Raw genomic sequence first — 14648 nt, 5'->3', positions numbered from 1 at the left:
GGCTTCGCCCGAGCCGAACAGGTTGGACACGCAGCGGCCGCAGATCTCGGGATGATCGGCGTCCTGGCCGACGTCAAGACGCCAGTGCCAGCAGCGTTCGCACTTCTTGTGGGCCGACGGCGTGACCTCGATGCGGGTGTCGCCTTCGCCCGCGTGAACGGCGGCGCGCGAGACGATCAGGACAAAGCGCAGGTCGTCGCCCAGGCTGGCCAGCAATTGCTGGTCTTCGCCGTTGGCGTACAGCTCGACTTCGGCCTGCAGCGACGAACCGATGTCGCCCGCCGTGCGCACTTCTTCCAGCTTGCGCTGGACCTCGGCGCGGATGGCGCGCAGGCGCGTCCATTTGGCGGTCAGGGCATCGGCGTCCGCAAACGGCGGCAGCACGTGATAGACCTCGGTGAAGATCGTGGCGCGGGCCGCGTCGGCCTGGTTCTTCAGGGCGGAGGCAACCAGTTCCTTCCAGGCCTCTTCCGCCGTGAACGACAAGATGGGCGCCATCAGCTTGAGCAGCGTCTGCGTGATGTCGAGCAGCGCCGTCTGCGCCGAGCGGCGGGCGCGGCTGCCAGGGGCCGACGTGTACAGGCGGTCCTTCAGGATGTCCAGGTAGAACGCACCCAGGTCTTCCGAGCAGAACGTCTGCAGGCGCGAGACGGCCGGATGGAAGTCGTAGCGTTCGTAGTTGGCCTGCACCTCGGACTGCATCTGCGCCGTCATGGCAAGCGCGTAGCGATCGATCTCGAAGAGGTCGCCGTAAGGCACCGATTGCGACACCGCGTCAAAGTCGGCCAGGTTGGCCAGGAGGAAGCGCAGCGTGTTGCGGATGCGGCGATAGCCTTCGACCACACGCTTCAAGATTTCGTCCGAAATCGACAGCTCACCCGAATAGTCGGTGGAAGCCACCCACAGGCGCAGGATTTCGGCACCTAGGGAATCCGACACCTTCTGCGGGGCGATGACGTTGCCGACCGACTTGCTCATCTTGCGGCCCTGGCCGTCCACCACGAAGCCATGCGTCAGCAGGGCCTTGTAGGGCGGCTGGCCGTACAGCATGCAGCCGGTCAGGAGCGACGAATGGAACCAGCCGCGATGCTGATCCGAGCCTTCCAGATACAGGTCGGCGGGCCAGCCGAGTTCGGCGCCATGCGAGCCGGCAAATTCGCCGTCCTTGCCACCCAGCACCGTGGCGTGCGTGCTGCCCGAATCGAACCACACGTCGAGCGTGTCGCGGTTCTTTTCGTACAGGTCGGCTTCGTCGCCGAGGAGTTCGCGGGGATCAAGCGCCTGCCAGGCCTCGATGCCGTTTTGTTCAACGCGCTGCGCCACCTGCTCAAGCAATTCAGCGGTGCGCGGATGCAGCTCGCCGGTTTCCTTGTGCACGAAGAACGCCATCGGCACGCCCCATTGGCGTTGGCGTGACAGGGTCCAGTCCGGACGGTTGGCGATCATGGCGTGCAGACGGGCGCGGCCCCAGGCGGGGTAGAACGCCGTGGCTTCGATGCCGGCCAGCGCCGATTCGCGCAGGGTCGGGTTGCCGTCCTTGGGGGAGACATCCATGCCCGCGAACCATTGGCTGGTCGCGCGATAGATGATCGGTGTCTTGTGGCGCCAGCAATGCATGTAGCTGTGCTTGTGCTTTTCGACGTGCATCAGCGCGCCGGCTTCCTTGAGCGCCTCGACGATCTTGGGATTCGCGTCCCAGATCGACAGGCCGCCAAAGAGCGCCAGGCTGTCCACGTATTTGCCATCGCCCATGACCGGGCTGATGAAGTCCGTGTCCTTCATGCCGTGCTCCTTGCACGACACAAAGTCTTCGATACCGTAGGCCGGCGCCGAGTGCACCACGCCGGTGCCGGAGTCGGCCGTCACGTAGTCGCCGAGGTACACGGGCGACTTGCGATCGTAGGCGGCGTTGAACTGCGCCAGCGGATGGCGGAACTCGATGCCGGACAGGGCCTCGCCGGGCACCGTGGCGATGATTTCGCCTTCGAGCTCCCAGGATTTCAGGCAGGCCTCGACGCGTTCCTTGGCGATGAGCAGCAGGGGGCCGAACTTGGGCGTGGGCGTAACTCGCACCAGCGCGTATTCGATTTCGGGATGGACGTTCAGCGCCTGGTTGGACGGGATGGTCCAGGGCGTGGTCGTCCAGATCACGATGGCGCCGTCGTCAACCGAATCCAGGCCGAAGGCCTTGGCCAGTTTGGCAGGCTCGGCAAACGGGAAGGCCACGTCGACGGCCGGATCCACGCGATCCGCGTATTCGACTTCAGCTTCGGCCAGCGCCGAGCCACAGTCGAAACACCAGTTCACCGGCTTCAGGCCACGGAACACGTAACCCTTGTCCAGGATGCGGCCCAGCGCTCGGATCTCGTCGGCCTCGTTGCTGTAGTTCATCGTCATGTACGGACGATCCCACTCGCCCAGGACGCCCAGGCGCTTGAAATCCTTGCGCTGGCGATCGATCTGTTCGAGGGCGTAGGCGCGGGCCTTGGACTGCACTTCCGCCACGGGCAGGTGCTTGCCGTACTTCTTTTCGATCTGGATCTCGATGGGCATGCCGTGGCAGTCCCAGCCGGGCACATAGTGCGCGTCATAGCCAGCCATGTTGCGGCTCTTGACGATGATGTCCTTCAGGATCTTGTTGACCGCGTGGCCGATGTGGATGTCGCCGTTCGCATAGGGCGGGCCGTCATGCAGCACGAAGCGGGGCCGGCCGCGGCTGGCCGCACGGATCGCCTGGTAGACGTGGTTTTCCTCCCATTGCGCAATCCAGGCGGGCTCGCGCTTGGCGAGGTCGCCCCGCATGGGGAAGGGGGTATCGGGCAGGTTGAGGGTCTTTTTATAGTCCATGAACGGCAAAATAGGCGCGCGCGTTTCGCGCGTCTTCGGCGATGGCGGCAGTCAGGGAAGGGAGGTCAGGAAATTTTTCTTCGTCCCGCAGCTTTTGCAGGAATTCAACGCGTACGAGTTTACCGTAAGCGTTGACGGACTCGTCGAGGAGGTGTGACTCAAGTAGCACTCTGCCGCGGTCCTCGACCGTCGGGCGCACGCCCAGGCTCGCGACCGCCGGCAACGCGCGGTCGGCCAACCCATGAACCTGCACCACGTAGATGCCCGAACGCGCGGCGCATCGTTCGGCCACGCGCAGGTTCATGGTCGGAAAACCCAGTGTGCGGCCAAGTTTCTGGCCGTGGATGACGTGGCCGCTGATATGGAAGGGGTGGCCCAGCAGATGGCGCGCACGCTCCAGGTCGCCCACCGCCAGCGCGGTGCGCACCTCGGAGCTGGAAATGCGATGGCCCTGGCGGTCCGTCACGTCCGCCAGCGTCTGGACCTCGAAGCCATGCATCATGCCGGCTTCGCGCAGCAGGTCGATATCGCCGCTGCGCTTGTGCCCGAAACGGAAGTCCTCGCCCACGAGCAGCCATTTCGTCTGCAGACCTTGTACCAGCAGGTGTTCGATGAAGGCATTGGCCGACATTTCAGCCAGCCGGGCATTGAACCGCTCGACCACGACCTGCGAAATGCCATAGCGCGCCAGCGCGGCCAGCTTGTCGCGCAGCCCCGAAATTCGGGTCGGCGCCAGTTCCGGGCGCTGGTTGAGGGTGGCGAAATACTCCCGCGGGTGCGGCTCGAACGTCATTACGGCCGGCGTCAGCCCGCGCTCGCGGGCCACGTGGCAGACGCGGGCAAGCATGGCCTGGTGCCCGCGATGGACGCCGTCGAAATTGCCGATCGTGAGCGCGCAAGGGGCGCGCCGGTCGGGCGGGGGCAGGGATCGGTAGATGCGCAGCGATGGTTTCACGAGCGAGAGTTTACAATTTTGGATTACGGGTTTGTTCTTATCCCGCCCGCGCGCCGGGTCTTGGGGGTTGGAACCGTCCGTTTCCCCTTGGAATTGTTCATCTTGCCGGAAACTTCTTCTATCAAGCGCCGCCTCGTCATCCTGATCTCGGGGCGGGGCAGCAACATGCAGGCGCTGGCCGAGGCCTGCCGCGACGAACGCTGGCCGGCGGAAATCGCCGCCGTCATCGCCAGCCGTCCTGATGCCGGCGGGCTAGAGTGGGCTGCCGCCCAGGGCATCCCCACCGCCGCCCTGTATCACAAGGACTACGCCAGCCGCGAAGCCTTCGATACCGCGCTGGCTGCCGAAATCGACCGCTATGCGCCCGACTATGTCATCTTGGCCGGATTCATGCGCGTGCTGACACCCGGCTTCGTCAACCATTACGCCGGCCGCCTGGTCAACATCCATCCGTCGCTGCTGCCCGCATTTCCCGGCCTGCACACGCATGCGCAGGCGCTGGCAACCGGTGTGCGCGTGCATGGCTGCACGGTGCATTTCGTCACCCCGGTACTGGACCACGGTCCCATCATCGCCCAGGGCTGCGTGCCGGTCCTGGCGGGGGACACCCCGGAGTTGCTGGCCGAGCGCGTGCTGGCCGTCGAACATCAGGCCTTTCCGGCTGCCGTTCGCTGGCTCGCCGAAGGCCGGGTTACCCTGACAAACGATCACCGCGTGGCCGTCCAGGGCGACCCTGTGCGCCTTTTCTCCTGGTCGCCGGCCGCTTGAACGGCCCTGAAAAGCATTTTTCGGGCGGAACGCCTCCGCCCCATTGGAATACACCATGACTAAACCCCAATCCCCGCGTTCCCGTCCGGCCGGCTCCTTCGGCGGCGGCTCGGAAGGCCGCGACGGCCGGTCTTTCTTCTCGCGTCCCAAGGGCGACGCCCGCAAACCGGCGCCGCGTGACCGGGCGGAATCCGGCGACCGCGCGCGCGACGAACGTGCGGGCGATCGCGGCGGCTACGGCCAAGAGCGCGGCGAAAGCCGAGGCCGCCCCGACTCCCGCCCGTCGTTCGGGGGTCAGCGTGGCGAAGGCCGCGGCTCCTTTGGCCAGGATCGCGGCGAAAGCCGTGGCGGCGAACGCCGTGGCGGCGAACGCGCTTCTTACGGCCAGGATCGCCGCGAAGGGCAGGGACGCTCGGATTCCCGCTCGCCGTCTGGCGGCCAGCGCGGCGAGGGTCGCGGTTCCTATGGACAAGACCGCGGTGGTGCCCGTGGCGGCGAACGCGCTTCGTACGGCCAGGAACGTCGCGAAGGGCAGGGGCGCCCGGACTCCCGCTCGTCGTTTGGCGGCCAGCGCGGCGAGGGGCGCGGTTCCCAAGGACAAGATCGCGGCGGTGCCCGAGGCGGCGAACGCGGTTCGTACGGACAGGATCGTCGCGAAGGCCAAGGACGCCCGGACTCCCGCTCGTCGTTCGGCGGCCAGCGCGGCGAGGGTCGCGGTTCCTATGGACAAGATCGCGGCGAAGCCCGTGGCGGCGAACGCGGCTCGTACGGCCAGGATCGCCGTGAAGGCCAGGGACGCCCGGATTCCCGCTCGTCGTTCGGCGGCCAGCGTGGCGAGGGCCGCGGCGGTGAACGCGGTTCGTACAGCCAGGACCGCCGCGAAGGTCGCGGCTCCTTTGGGCAGGATCGCGGCGAAAGCCGAGGCGGTGAACGCAATTCGTACGGCCAGGATCGCAGCGAAGGGCAAGGACGCCCGGACTCCCGCTCGTCCTTCGGTGGCCAGCGCGGCGAATATCGTGGCGAACGTGATCACGCGCCGCAAAAGCCCCAGTCCAATCGTCCCCGTCTGTCGCACGCGGCCATCCGCATCGACCAGGTGCAGCGCGTGCTGGGTGAAATCCTGCAGTGGACCTATCCGGCAGACGCTGCGCTCTCGCACTGGCTGCGCCATCACCCGAATCTGGGCGCGCGCGACCGTTCCGAAGTCGCCGAGGCCGTTTATGACGTGCTGCGCCACCTGCGCCGCTACCGGCAGTACGGCGAAAGCGGCGTTGGCCCCGCATCGCGCCGTCTTGCCATCCTGGGCTTGAACGCGACCCTGGGCGCCGAGTTCCTTCAGGAAGGCATGGACGCCGCCGAGGCCGAGTGGCTGCAACGCGTCACGCGTATCGATGTCGCCACCTTGCCCCGCGCCGTGCGCGGCAGCATTCCTGATTGGCTGGACGAGCGCCTGAGCGCCATGGAAAGCCCGGAAACACTGGTCGAGGCCCTGAACCGCCAGGCCAGCCTGGACCTGCGCGTAAACCCGCTCAAGGCCGAGCGCGACGCCATGCTGGCGGAGCTGCAGCAAGGCGCGGGCCGTTATGAGCCCACGGCGATGCCCTATTCGCCCTGGGGCATTCGCATGGAAGGCCGGCCCGCCATCAACCGGTGGCCCCAATTCGAAAACGGCAGCATCGAGGTCCAGGACGAAGGCAGCCAGTTGCTCGCGCTTCTGGTCGCCCCGCGCCGCGGCGAAATGATCATCGATTTCTGCGCGGGCGCGGGCGGCAAGACGCTGCTTCTGGGCGCGTTGATGCGTTCGACCGGCCGGCTGTACGCGTTTGACGTCTCGGCGGCTCGCCTGGCGCGCGCCAAGCCCCGTTTTGCGCGCAGCGGCCTCTCGAACGTGGTGCCCGTGGTGATCGACAATGAAAACGACGCCCGCGTGAAGCGTCTGGCCGGTAAGGCGCAGCGCGTGCTGGTTGACGCGCCCTGCAGCGGCATCGGCACCCTGCGCCGCAATCCGGACCTGAAATGGCGCCAGCACCCCGAGGCGTTGGCGGAACTGGGTCAGCTCCAGGAACGCATCCTGAACAGCGCCGCACGCTGCGTCGCACCCGGCGGCCGACTGGTTTACGCCACGTGCAGCCTGCTGGCCGAAGAAAACGAAGTCCAGGCAGAGCGCTTTTTGGCCAGCCACCCCGATTTCGAACGGGTGGACGCCGCCGAAATCCTGGGTGCCCGCTGCGAGGCACTGAAGCTGGAAGGCCCGTACGTGCAGTTGCGTCCGGACCTGCACGGCACCGATGGCTTCTTCGCCGCCGTATTCGAGCGCAAGAAGAAGGGGGCCGGCACGGATGCCGCTGAGGCTGCTGAAGCCGACCTCGCAGAAGAGGACGACCGGGTCGACGCGGCCGATGGCGCAGAGGCCGAGTCTCAAGCCGACGCTCAGACCGTGACGGCTGAGGAGGCCGTCGTCGAGGAAGCCGAAGTGAAAGCTTCTGACGTCAAGGAATCCGAGGTCAAGGACCCGGCGTGACCCTCACCGTCGCGCTGTAACGGCGGGTTCCGATGGTCTTGTTCTGGTACTTCACTTCCCAGGACAGCGTGTCGGAACCCGGCTGGTCGGCCTGGTAGACCACCTGCGCCACGGGCACCGCCTTGTACGCGCATCGCCCGGAATTGTTGGACTGCCCGCGCGTCTGCAGGATGCTGGCCTTGCCTAGCGTCGGCATCTGCGTAATCGACACGCGCGGCGCCCGTAGCGCCAGGCAATCCGAACCACGGATCTCATAGTAGGAAGCCAGCACGGCGACGTCCCCGGACTTCAGGGTTTGCGCAAAAGTTGGGGCCGAGATCCCCATGCCGAGTACGGTCAGGGCAGCTAGAAAACGGTGACGCATTGTGTTGGGCGGCATTCGTGGGAGAAATGAGACAGTTGGCGGGCGGAACGGGGTGCAGTGTGCCCCGGTATCGTGGCGCCTTCAAGACCGCGGGTTTGCCTTACCGGAACTTTAAACGCCAAATGGTGCCAAAACCCGGTGCGACTGCGAAATTCATGCTGTCCCCCTCTGGGTAAAGCCGCCGCAGCAGCACAAGTAAAGGCTCTGCGCGCGCCCAAAGCGCGTCGGGCGCGGCTTTTTGGCTCAAAACCGCCGCTTAGTCCTTGATTTCTCTCAATAACTATTTTGAAACTAGATTGTCATCAGACGGCTAAGGTACGCTAAACTTTCAGCCACCTTCTCATGCGAGGCTCATAACAGCTTTATGGATTACATCCTCTCCTTTATTGCCGGCGGCCTGACCCAAGCGACTTGGTGGCAGATCGTCGTTTTCACTTTGGTCGTGACGCACATCACGATTGTTGCGGTCACGGTTTTTCTCCATCGCAGCCAAGCGCACCGCGGTCTGGATTTGCATCCGGCTGTCATGCACTTCTTCCGCTTCTGGCTCTGGATGACGACCGGCATGGTCACCAAGGAATGGGTGGCTATTCACCGTAAGCATCACGCCAAATGCGAAAAGGAAGGTGACCCGCACTCGCCCATGCTGTTCGGCATCTGGAAGGTTCTGTTCCGCGGCGCCGAGCTGTACCGCGAAGAATCGAACAACAAGGAAACCATGGCCAAGTTCGGCCACGGCACGCCCGACGACTGGCTCGAACGCAACGTGTACAGCAAGCACAGCCTCTGGGGCGTGCTGACCATGCTCGCCATCGACGTCGCCCTGTTCGGCGCCGCCGGCGTCACGGTCTGGGCTGTCCAGATGGCCTGGATTCCCTTCTGGGCCGCCGGCGTCGTCAACGGCATCGGCCACTTCTGGGGCTATCGCAACTACAACAGCCCGGACACCAGCACCAACGTGTTCCCGTGGGGCATCGTGATTGGCGGCGAAGAGCTGCACAACAACCACCACGCCCACGGCACGTCGGCCAAGTTTTCGGCCAAGTGGTACGAGTTCGACATCGGCTGGTGCTATATCAACATCCTGAAGTTCTTTGGCCTGGCCAAGATCAAGAAGGTTGCGCCCAAGCTCAAGCTAGACGACTCCCGCACGGGCATCGACCTGCGCACGCTGCAAGGCGTGATCACGCACCGCTACGAAGTCATGGCCCGCTATGCGGACGTGATCAAGGGCGCCGCCCGCGAAGAACTGGCCAAGCTCAAGGCCTCGCGTCAGGAAGGCAACGCCGAATGCGGCTACACCAAGCTGCATAGCGTGCGCCGCGCCATCCATCGCAACGAAGAAATCCTGCAGCCCGAGCAACTGGCTGCCGTGGACAAGGCCATCGCCCAGAACCAGTCGCTGTCGACGCTGGTGCAGATGCGCCGCGAACTCGGCCGCATCTGGGAAAGCTCCAGCGCCAGCAGCGAACAGCTTCTTCACGACCTGCAGGCCTGGTGCCAGCGGGCCCAGCAAAGCGGCATCGCTGGGCTTGAGCAGTTCGCTCAACATCTGCGCCGCTACGCGGCATGATGCTAGAGAAGCTAAACCCTGAACAACGCGCAGCAGTAACGTTAGAACCGCAGCACGCCCTGGTCCTGGCCGGGGCGGGCAGCGGTAAGACCCGGGTGCTCACCACCCGCATGGCCTGGCTGATTCAAACCGGCCAGGCTTCGCCTTTTGGGCTGCTGGCGGTCACGTTCACCAACAAGGCCGCCCGCGAAATGCTGGCGCGCATGTCGGCGATCCTGCCGATTGATACGCGCGGCCTCTGGATCGGCACGTTCCACGGCCTGTGCAACCGCATGCTGCGCGCGCATCACCGCGACGCCGGTCTGCCGCAGAGCTTTCAGATCCTCGACGTCACGGACCAGCTTGCGGCCATCAAGCGCCTCATGAAGGCCAACGGCGTCGACGACGAAAAATACCCGCCCCGCGATGTGCAGCGCTTCATCAACGGCGCCAAGGAAGAGGGCCTGCGCCCCCCTGACGTCGAAGCCTACGACGCCCATCGCCGCCGCCTGATCGAGATCTACCAGCTCTACGAAGCCCAGTGCCAGCGCGAAGGCGTGGTCGACTTCGCCGAGCTGCTGCTGCGCGCCTACGAACTGCTGTCGCGCAACGCGCCCGTGCGCGAACACTATCAACGCCGCTTCCGGCATATCCTGGTCGACGAGTTCCAGGACACCAACACCCTACAGTACAAGTGGCTGCGCCTGTTGGCCGGCGGTGGCGCGGCGATCTTTGCCGTGGGCGACGACGACCAGTCGATCTATGCGTTCCGCGGCGCCAACGTCGGCAACATGGCCGACTTCGAGCGCGACTACGCGCACGGCACCGTCATCCGCCTGGAGCAGAACTACCGCTCCTTCGGTCACATCCTGGATTCGGCCAACGCCCTCATCGGCCACAACTCGGGCCGCCTGGGCAAGAATCTCTGGACGGACCAAGGCGAAGGCGAGCCGGTGCGCGTCATCGAGCAGCCATCCGACGGCATGGAAGCCCAATGGATCGTGGACGAAATCCGTTCGCTCATCCACGAAGGCAGCGACCGCCGCGAAATCGCCGTCCTGTATCGCAGCAACGCGCAGTCGCGCGTCATCGAGCACGCCATCTTTTCCGCCGGCATTCCGTACAAGGTTTACGGTGGCCTGCGCTTCTTCGAACGCCAGGAAATCAAGCACGCGCTTGCCTACCTGCGTCTGATGGCCAATCCGCACGACGACACCTCGTGGATGCGGGTGGTCAACTTTCCGACGCGCGGCATCGGGGCACGCACGCTCGAGCAACTGGCTGACGCCGCGCGCCAGCACGACACCAGCCTGTATGGCGCGGTGGCGCTGGTCGGTGGCAAGGGCGGCTCGAATCTCGCCCAGTTTGCACAACTGATCCATCGCCTGATCGAAGAAACGCGCGAGCTGCCTCTGCCTGAAATGGTCGAGCACATGCTCGAGACCAGCGGCCTGAACGCCCATTACAAGGCCGAACGCGAAGGCGCCGAGCGGCTGGAAAACCTGAACGAACTGATCACCGCTGCGGCGGTGTTCGCGTCCGAGGAAAACTACGACGGCATGCCCGCCGGCGTGGTGCCCGACCAAGACATGTCGTCCACGCTCATGCCGGGCGTGGTGGACGCGCCGCCGGTTGCGGGCGACAACCTGACGCCGGTTGCCGCGTTCCTGTCGCATGCGGCGCTTGAAGCCGGCGACAACCAGGCCCAGCAAGGGCAGGACGCCGTCCAGCTCATGACGGTGCATGCCGCCAAGGGGCTGGAGTTCGACGCCGTGTTCATCACAGGCCTGGAGGAAGGGCTCTTCCCGCACGAGAACAGCATCCTCGAGCCGGCGGGTCTGGAAGAAGAGCGCCGCCTGATGTATGTGGCGATCACCCGCGCGCGCCAGCGCCTGTACATCAGCCTGGCGCAAAGCCGGATGCTGCATGGCCAGACGCGCTATGCCATGCGTTCGCGCTTCCTGGACGAAATTCCCGAACAGCACCTGAAGTGGCTGACGCCCAAAGCCGGACTGGCGCCGCTCAGCGCCACGGGCGCGGGCTGGGGCGGCGGCAACCGGGGCGATGCCTTCGGCCGCAAGCCGACCAACACCATTGCGCCGCGTCAACCCCGCGGCGTCGCCACCGGCGTCACGGTGGGCGACAAGCAGTATCGTGTGGGTCAGGGCGTCCGTCATGCGCGTTTCGGCGACGGCACCATCATCGGTCTGAGCGGCGCGGGTCAGGACGCACAGGCGGAAATCCACTTCCGCGACGTAGGCGCCAAGACGTTGGCGCTGGGCATCGCCAAGCTCGACATTGTTCAGGGTTGACTACATATGGCCACCAACGATTCCCCCAAAGCCGAGCTGGCGTCCCTACGCGCCGAAGTCGACGAGATCGATCAGCAGATCATGCTGCTGCTGGGTGTGCGATTCCGGTGCACCGACATGATCGGCGAACTAAAGACCAACCACGGCATGGATCTGGTCGATCCCAAGCGCGAGGCCCAGCAGGTCGAGCGCATCCGCCGGCTGGCGTTGGAAGCGGGCGTGCCGCCGGATCTGGCTGAAACCATCCTGCGCGAAGTGATCGACACGGTCATCGACAACCACACCCGCCTGCGCGAGCGTCCGTACTCGTAACCGCAGTCGCGTGACCCAGGCTTGCCCAGGCAAGCGTGCGGGTACAAGCAAGCCCAAAGAAATCGGCCCCAAATTGGGGCCGATTTCATTTGGATCAGGCTTCGCTCTGGTCTATCTCTTCCAGCGAGCCCTGCAGCTCAAGCCACTGCTCTTCCAGTTCCCCCATCCGCTTGCCGTGTTCGCCGTGTTCCGCCATGACCTTCTGGCGTTCGGCACGGCGCGCGTCGGAATACAGGTCCGGATCGGCGATCACCGCGTCCAGAGCCGCCAGTTTCACCTTCAGCTTTTCCATCTCGGTTTCCACCTTGGCCAGCCTGGACTCCAGCGGCTTGCGCAGGGCGGACAGGCGTTGCCGCTGTTCGGCCTCGGCACGGCGTTGGGCCTTGCGATCCACGACCGCTTCGCCGCCGTTCTCGGCGTTCTCGCGCGCCTCGGCCCGCTCGTCCGCATTGCGGGCGGCCAGCCAGTCGCGGTAGTCCTCCAGATCGCCGTCGAACTCGCGCACCGCGCCGTCCGCCACGATCCAGAAGCTGTCCACGGTGGTGCGCAAGAGGTGCCGGTCGTGGGAGACCAGCAGCATGCTGCCGCCGAAGTCCGCCAGCGCGGTGGCCAGGGCCTCGCGCGTTTCCACGTCCAAGTGGTTGCTGGGTTCGTCCAGCAGCAGCAGGTTGGGCTTTTGCCACACGATGAGCGACAGCGCGAGCCGCGCCTTTTCGCCGCCCGACATCGGGCCGACCTTGCTTGTCACCGTATCGCCCGAAAAACCGAAACCGCCCAGGTAATTGCGCAGCTCCTGCTCGCGCGCTTCCGGCGCGAGGCGGGCCAGGTGCGCGATCGGCGTGCTGTCCACATCGAGCATGTCTAGCTGGTGCTGGTGGAAGTACCCGATGGCCAAGCCGCGTGAAGCGCGGCGTTCGCCAGCCTGCACGGGGATCTCCTCGGCCAAGGTCTTGATCAGCGTGCTCTTGCCAGCCCCGTTGGCTCCCAATACGCCCACGCGGCTGCCGGCGCGCACCATCAGGGTCACGTCGCGCAGGATGGGCACGGCGTTGCCGTCGGCGTCCGTGTAGCCGGCCGACAGGTGTTCCAGCGTCAGCAGCGGATCGGGCACCTGTTCGGGCGACGGAATGCGGATGTCGATGCCCGCTTCGGCCTGCAGCGGCGCCAGCACCTGCATGCGCGCCAGCGCCTTCACGCGGCTCTGCGCCTGTTTGGCCTTGGATGCCTTGGCCTTGAAGCGGTCGATGAAGCCTTGCAGCCGGGCCGTCTCGCGCGTTTGGCGCTCGTAGGCAATGTTGGATTGGCGCAGGCGCTCTGCGCGCTGCGTCAGGAAGTCGCCATAGCCGCCGCGGTAGCGCGTCAGCTTCGCATGGTCGAAGTGCAGGATGGACCGTGCGACCGCATCCAGGAATTCGGTGTCATGGGAGATGAGCATGACGGTGCCTTCATAGGCGACCAGCCATTTCTCCAGCCACAGCATGGCGTCCAGGTCCAAGTGGTTGGTGGGCTCGTCCAGCAGCAGCAATTCGGACGGGGCCATCAGCGCACGGGCCAGGGCCAGGCGCATGCGCCAGCCGCCTGAGAAGCTCTCGACGGGCTGCGTCCATTCGGCCGGCTTGAAGCCCAGGCCGGCCAGCAGTTGTTCGGCGCGCGACGCGGCGCTCCAGGCGCCGGCTTCCACCAATGCGGCTTCCACTTCCGCGATCTGCGTGCCTTGATCATCGGACAGCGCCGCGCGCTGCGCCTGCAGCGCGCGAAGGTGCGTGTCGCCGTCGATGACGAACTCGCGGGCAGGGCGGTCGTCTGCGTGAAGCTCCTGCTCGACGCTGGCGATGCGCCAGCCAGCAGGCAACGACAAGGTGCCGGCGTCCAGATCCAGCGAGCCGGTCAGCAGCGCGAACAGCGAGGACTTGCCCGCGCCGTTCTTGCCCACGATGCCGACCCGTTCCCCTGGGTTTACGACGAATTCGGCGCCGTCCAGCAGCACTTTCGTACCGCGGCGCAGGGTCAATCCATTGGCGCGTATCACAGGCTCAGTTGCTCGCGGGTAAGCAGCAGAAGCTGGTCCGAAGCTTCTTCAGTGTCCAGCCAGACGGGCGAAAGCTGCGGGAAGGCGGCCTCGAAGAAATCGCGCTCATGGCCGATCTCCAGCACCAGGACGCCGTTCTCCGACAGGTATTGGGGCGCCGCGTCCAGGATGCGGCGCACGAGGTCCATGCCGTCGTCGCCGCCGGCCAGCGCCAGTTGCGGTTCGTGCAGGTATTCCTGGGGCAGGACGCGCATCGAACCGCTGTTCACGTAGGGCGGATTGCAGACAATCACGTCGTATTCACGCGCGGGCAGGTTGTCGAAGAGATTGCTGGCGTGCAGGTCCAGGCGGTCCGAAAGACCGTAGTCGTCGACGTTGCGACGGGCGACTTCCAGCGCGTCGGCGGACACATCCACCGCGTCCACGTGCGCGTAGGGGAAGGCCAGCGCCGACAGGATCGCCAGGCAACCTGATCCGGTGCACATGTCCAGCACGTTCTCTACCGCCAGCGCATCCTGCACCCACGGCGACAGCCCCTGGTCCAGCAGCTCGGCGATCGGCGAGCGCGGCACGATGACCCGTTTGTCGACGTAGAACCGGTGGCCGCGAAGCCACGCTTCGTTGGTCAGGTAGGCGGCGGGCACGCGTTCGGTCACGCGGCGGTCCAGCAGGTCGAGCACGCGCTCGCGCTCTTCGCGCACCACGCGGGCATCCAGGAAAGGATCCAGCGTATCCAGCGGCAGATGCAGCGCGTGCAAGGTCAGGTAGACCGCCTCGTCCCAGGCATTGTCGCTGCCGTGTCCCAGCGACACCTGGGCGCCATTCAGGCGCGACACGCCGTAGCGGATCAGGTCGCGCACGGTCTGCAGTTCTTCGCGGGAGGTAGCGTTCGTATCAGGCATTCAATTCACCGCCCCAGGGGGAAAACGGAAAAACGCCCCCTGGAAGGGGGCTGGAAAGTGTGCGCGGCGGGACGAGAGTCCCGCCG

Annotated in this window: 11 protein-coding genes; 5 read left to right on the top strand and 6 right to left on the bottom strand. The window is 65.5% G+C overall.

The window, feature by feature from the left end:
* Together ileS and AC6LJW_RS03410 are read right to left on the bottom strand one after the other, a co-directional pair.
* On the bottom strand, window positions 1-2847 hold a 2847-nt coding region (gene ileS, locus AC6LJW_RS03415; RefSeq protein ID WP_498086508.1), incomplete at its 3' end, for an isoleucine--tRNA ligase.
* Complete coding sequence (locus AC6LJW_RS03410) at window positions 2837-3802, bottom strand: bifunctional riboflavin kinase/FAD synthetase (RefSeq protein WP_056562519.1); 966 nt, start codon at window positions 3800-3802, stop codon at window positions 2837-2839. The genes AC6LJW_RS03410 and ileS, both read right to left, overlap by 11 nt.
* A 102-nt stretch (window positions 3803-3904) precedes the next feature.
* On the opposite strand from AC6LJW_RS03410, the gene purN reads away from it, so the two are divergent.
* Both purN and AC6LJW_RS03400 read left to right on the top strand, forming a co-directional pair.
* Window positions 3905-4570: a phosphoribosylglycinamide formyltransferase gene (gene purN / locus AC6LJW_RS03405; protein ID WP_056566693.1), complete on the top strand. Its 666-nt coding sequence runs from the start codon at window positions 3905-3907 to the stop codon at window positions 4568-4570.
* Window positions 4571-5675: 1105 nt separating this feature from the next.
* Window positions 5676-7091 carry an RsmB/NOP family class I SAM-dependent RNA methyltransferase gene (locus AC6LJW_RS03400; protein ID WP_427986241.1) on the top strand — a complete coding sequence of 472 codons (1416 nt, stop codon included), beginning with the start codon at window positions 5676-5678 and terminating at the stop codon, window positions 7089-7091.
* Here AC6LJW_RS03400 and AC6LJW_RS03395 read toward each other — a convergent pair.
* Window positions 7075-7362, bottom strand: a complete 288-nt coding sequence (locus AC6LJW_RS03395; RefSeq protein ID WP_498086507.1) for a hypothetical protein — start codon at window positions 7360-7362, stop codon at window positions 7075-7077. The two genes, AC6LJW_RS03400 and AC6LJW_RS03395, sit on opposite strands and share 17 nt — an antisense overlap.
* A gap of 433 nt (window positions 7363-7795) precedes the next feature.
* Entirely contained in the window at window positions 7796-7972 is a 177-nt protein-coding gene (locus AC6LJW_RS03390) for a hypothetical protein (protein WP_369818969.1), read from the bottom strand.
* On the opposite strand from AC6LJW_RS03390, the gene AC6LJW_RS03385 reads away from it, so the two are divergent.
* Genes AC6LJW_RS03385 through AC6LJW_RS03375 form a run of 3 tightly spaced genes read left to right on the top strand, consistent with a single transcriptional unit; the run spans window position 7892 to window position 11631 of the window.
* Window positions 7892-9028, top strand: coding sequence for a DesA family fatty acid desaturase (locus tag AC6LJW_RS03385; RefSeq protein WP_369818963.1), 1137 nt, complete (start codon window positions 7892-7894; stop codon window positions 9026-9028). The two genes, AC6LJW_RS03390 and AC6LJW_RS03385, sit on opposite strands and share 81 nt — an antisense overlap.
* Window positions 9025-11319, top strand: a complete 2295-nt coding sequence (locus tag AC6LJW_RS03380) for a UvrD-helicase domain-containing protein (protein ID WP_056562510.1) — start codon at window positions 9025-9027, stop codon at window positions 11317-11319. The genes AC6LJW_RS03385 and AC6LJW_RS03380 overlap by 4 nt, the downstream gene beginning before the upstream one ends.
* A gap of 6 nt (window positions 11320-11325) precedes the next feature.
* Complete coding sequence (locus AC6LJW_RS03375) at window positions 11326-11631, top strand: chorismate mutase (protein WP_056562507.1); 306 nt, start codon at window positions 11326-11328, stop codon at window positions 11629-11631.
* 94 nt (window positions 11632-11725) lie between these two features.
* Here AC6LJW_RS03375 and AC6LJW_RS03370 read toward each other — a convergent pair whose 3' ends face one another.
* A complete protein-coding gene (locus tag AC6LJW_RS03370) occupies window positions 11726-13660 on the bottom strand; it encodes an ABC-F family ATP-binding cassette domain-containing protein (protein WP_498086506.1) in 1935 nt (644 codons plus the stop codon).
* Complete coding sequence (gene prmB, locus AC6LJW_RS03365) at window positions 13657-14562, bottom strand: 50S ribosomal protein L3 N(5)-glutamine methyltransferase (RefSeq protein WP_427986238.1); 906 nt, start codon at window positions 14560-14562, stop codon at window positions 13657-13659. The genes AC6LJW_RS03370 and prmB overlap by 4 nt, the downstream gene beginning before the upstream one ends.
* Between the last annotated feature and the right edge of the window lie 86 nt (window positions 14563-14648).

This window comes from Achromobacter sp. 1012554356, from assembly GCF_059760815.1.
Note: the sequence above shows the minus strand (reverse complement) of the source record. Positions and strands in the feature narration are given on the sequence as shown.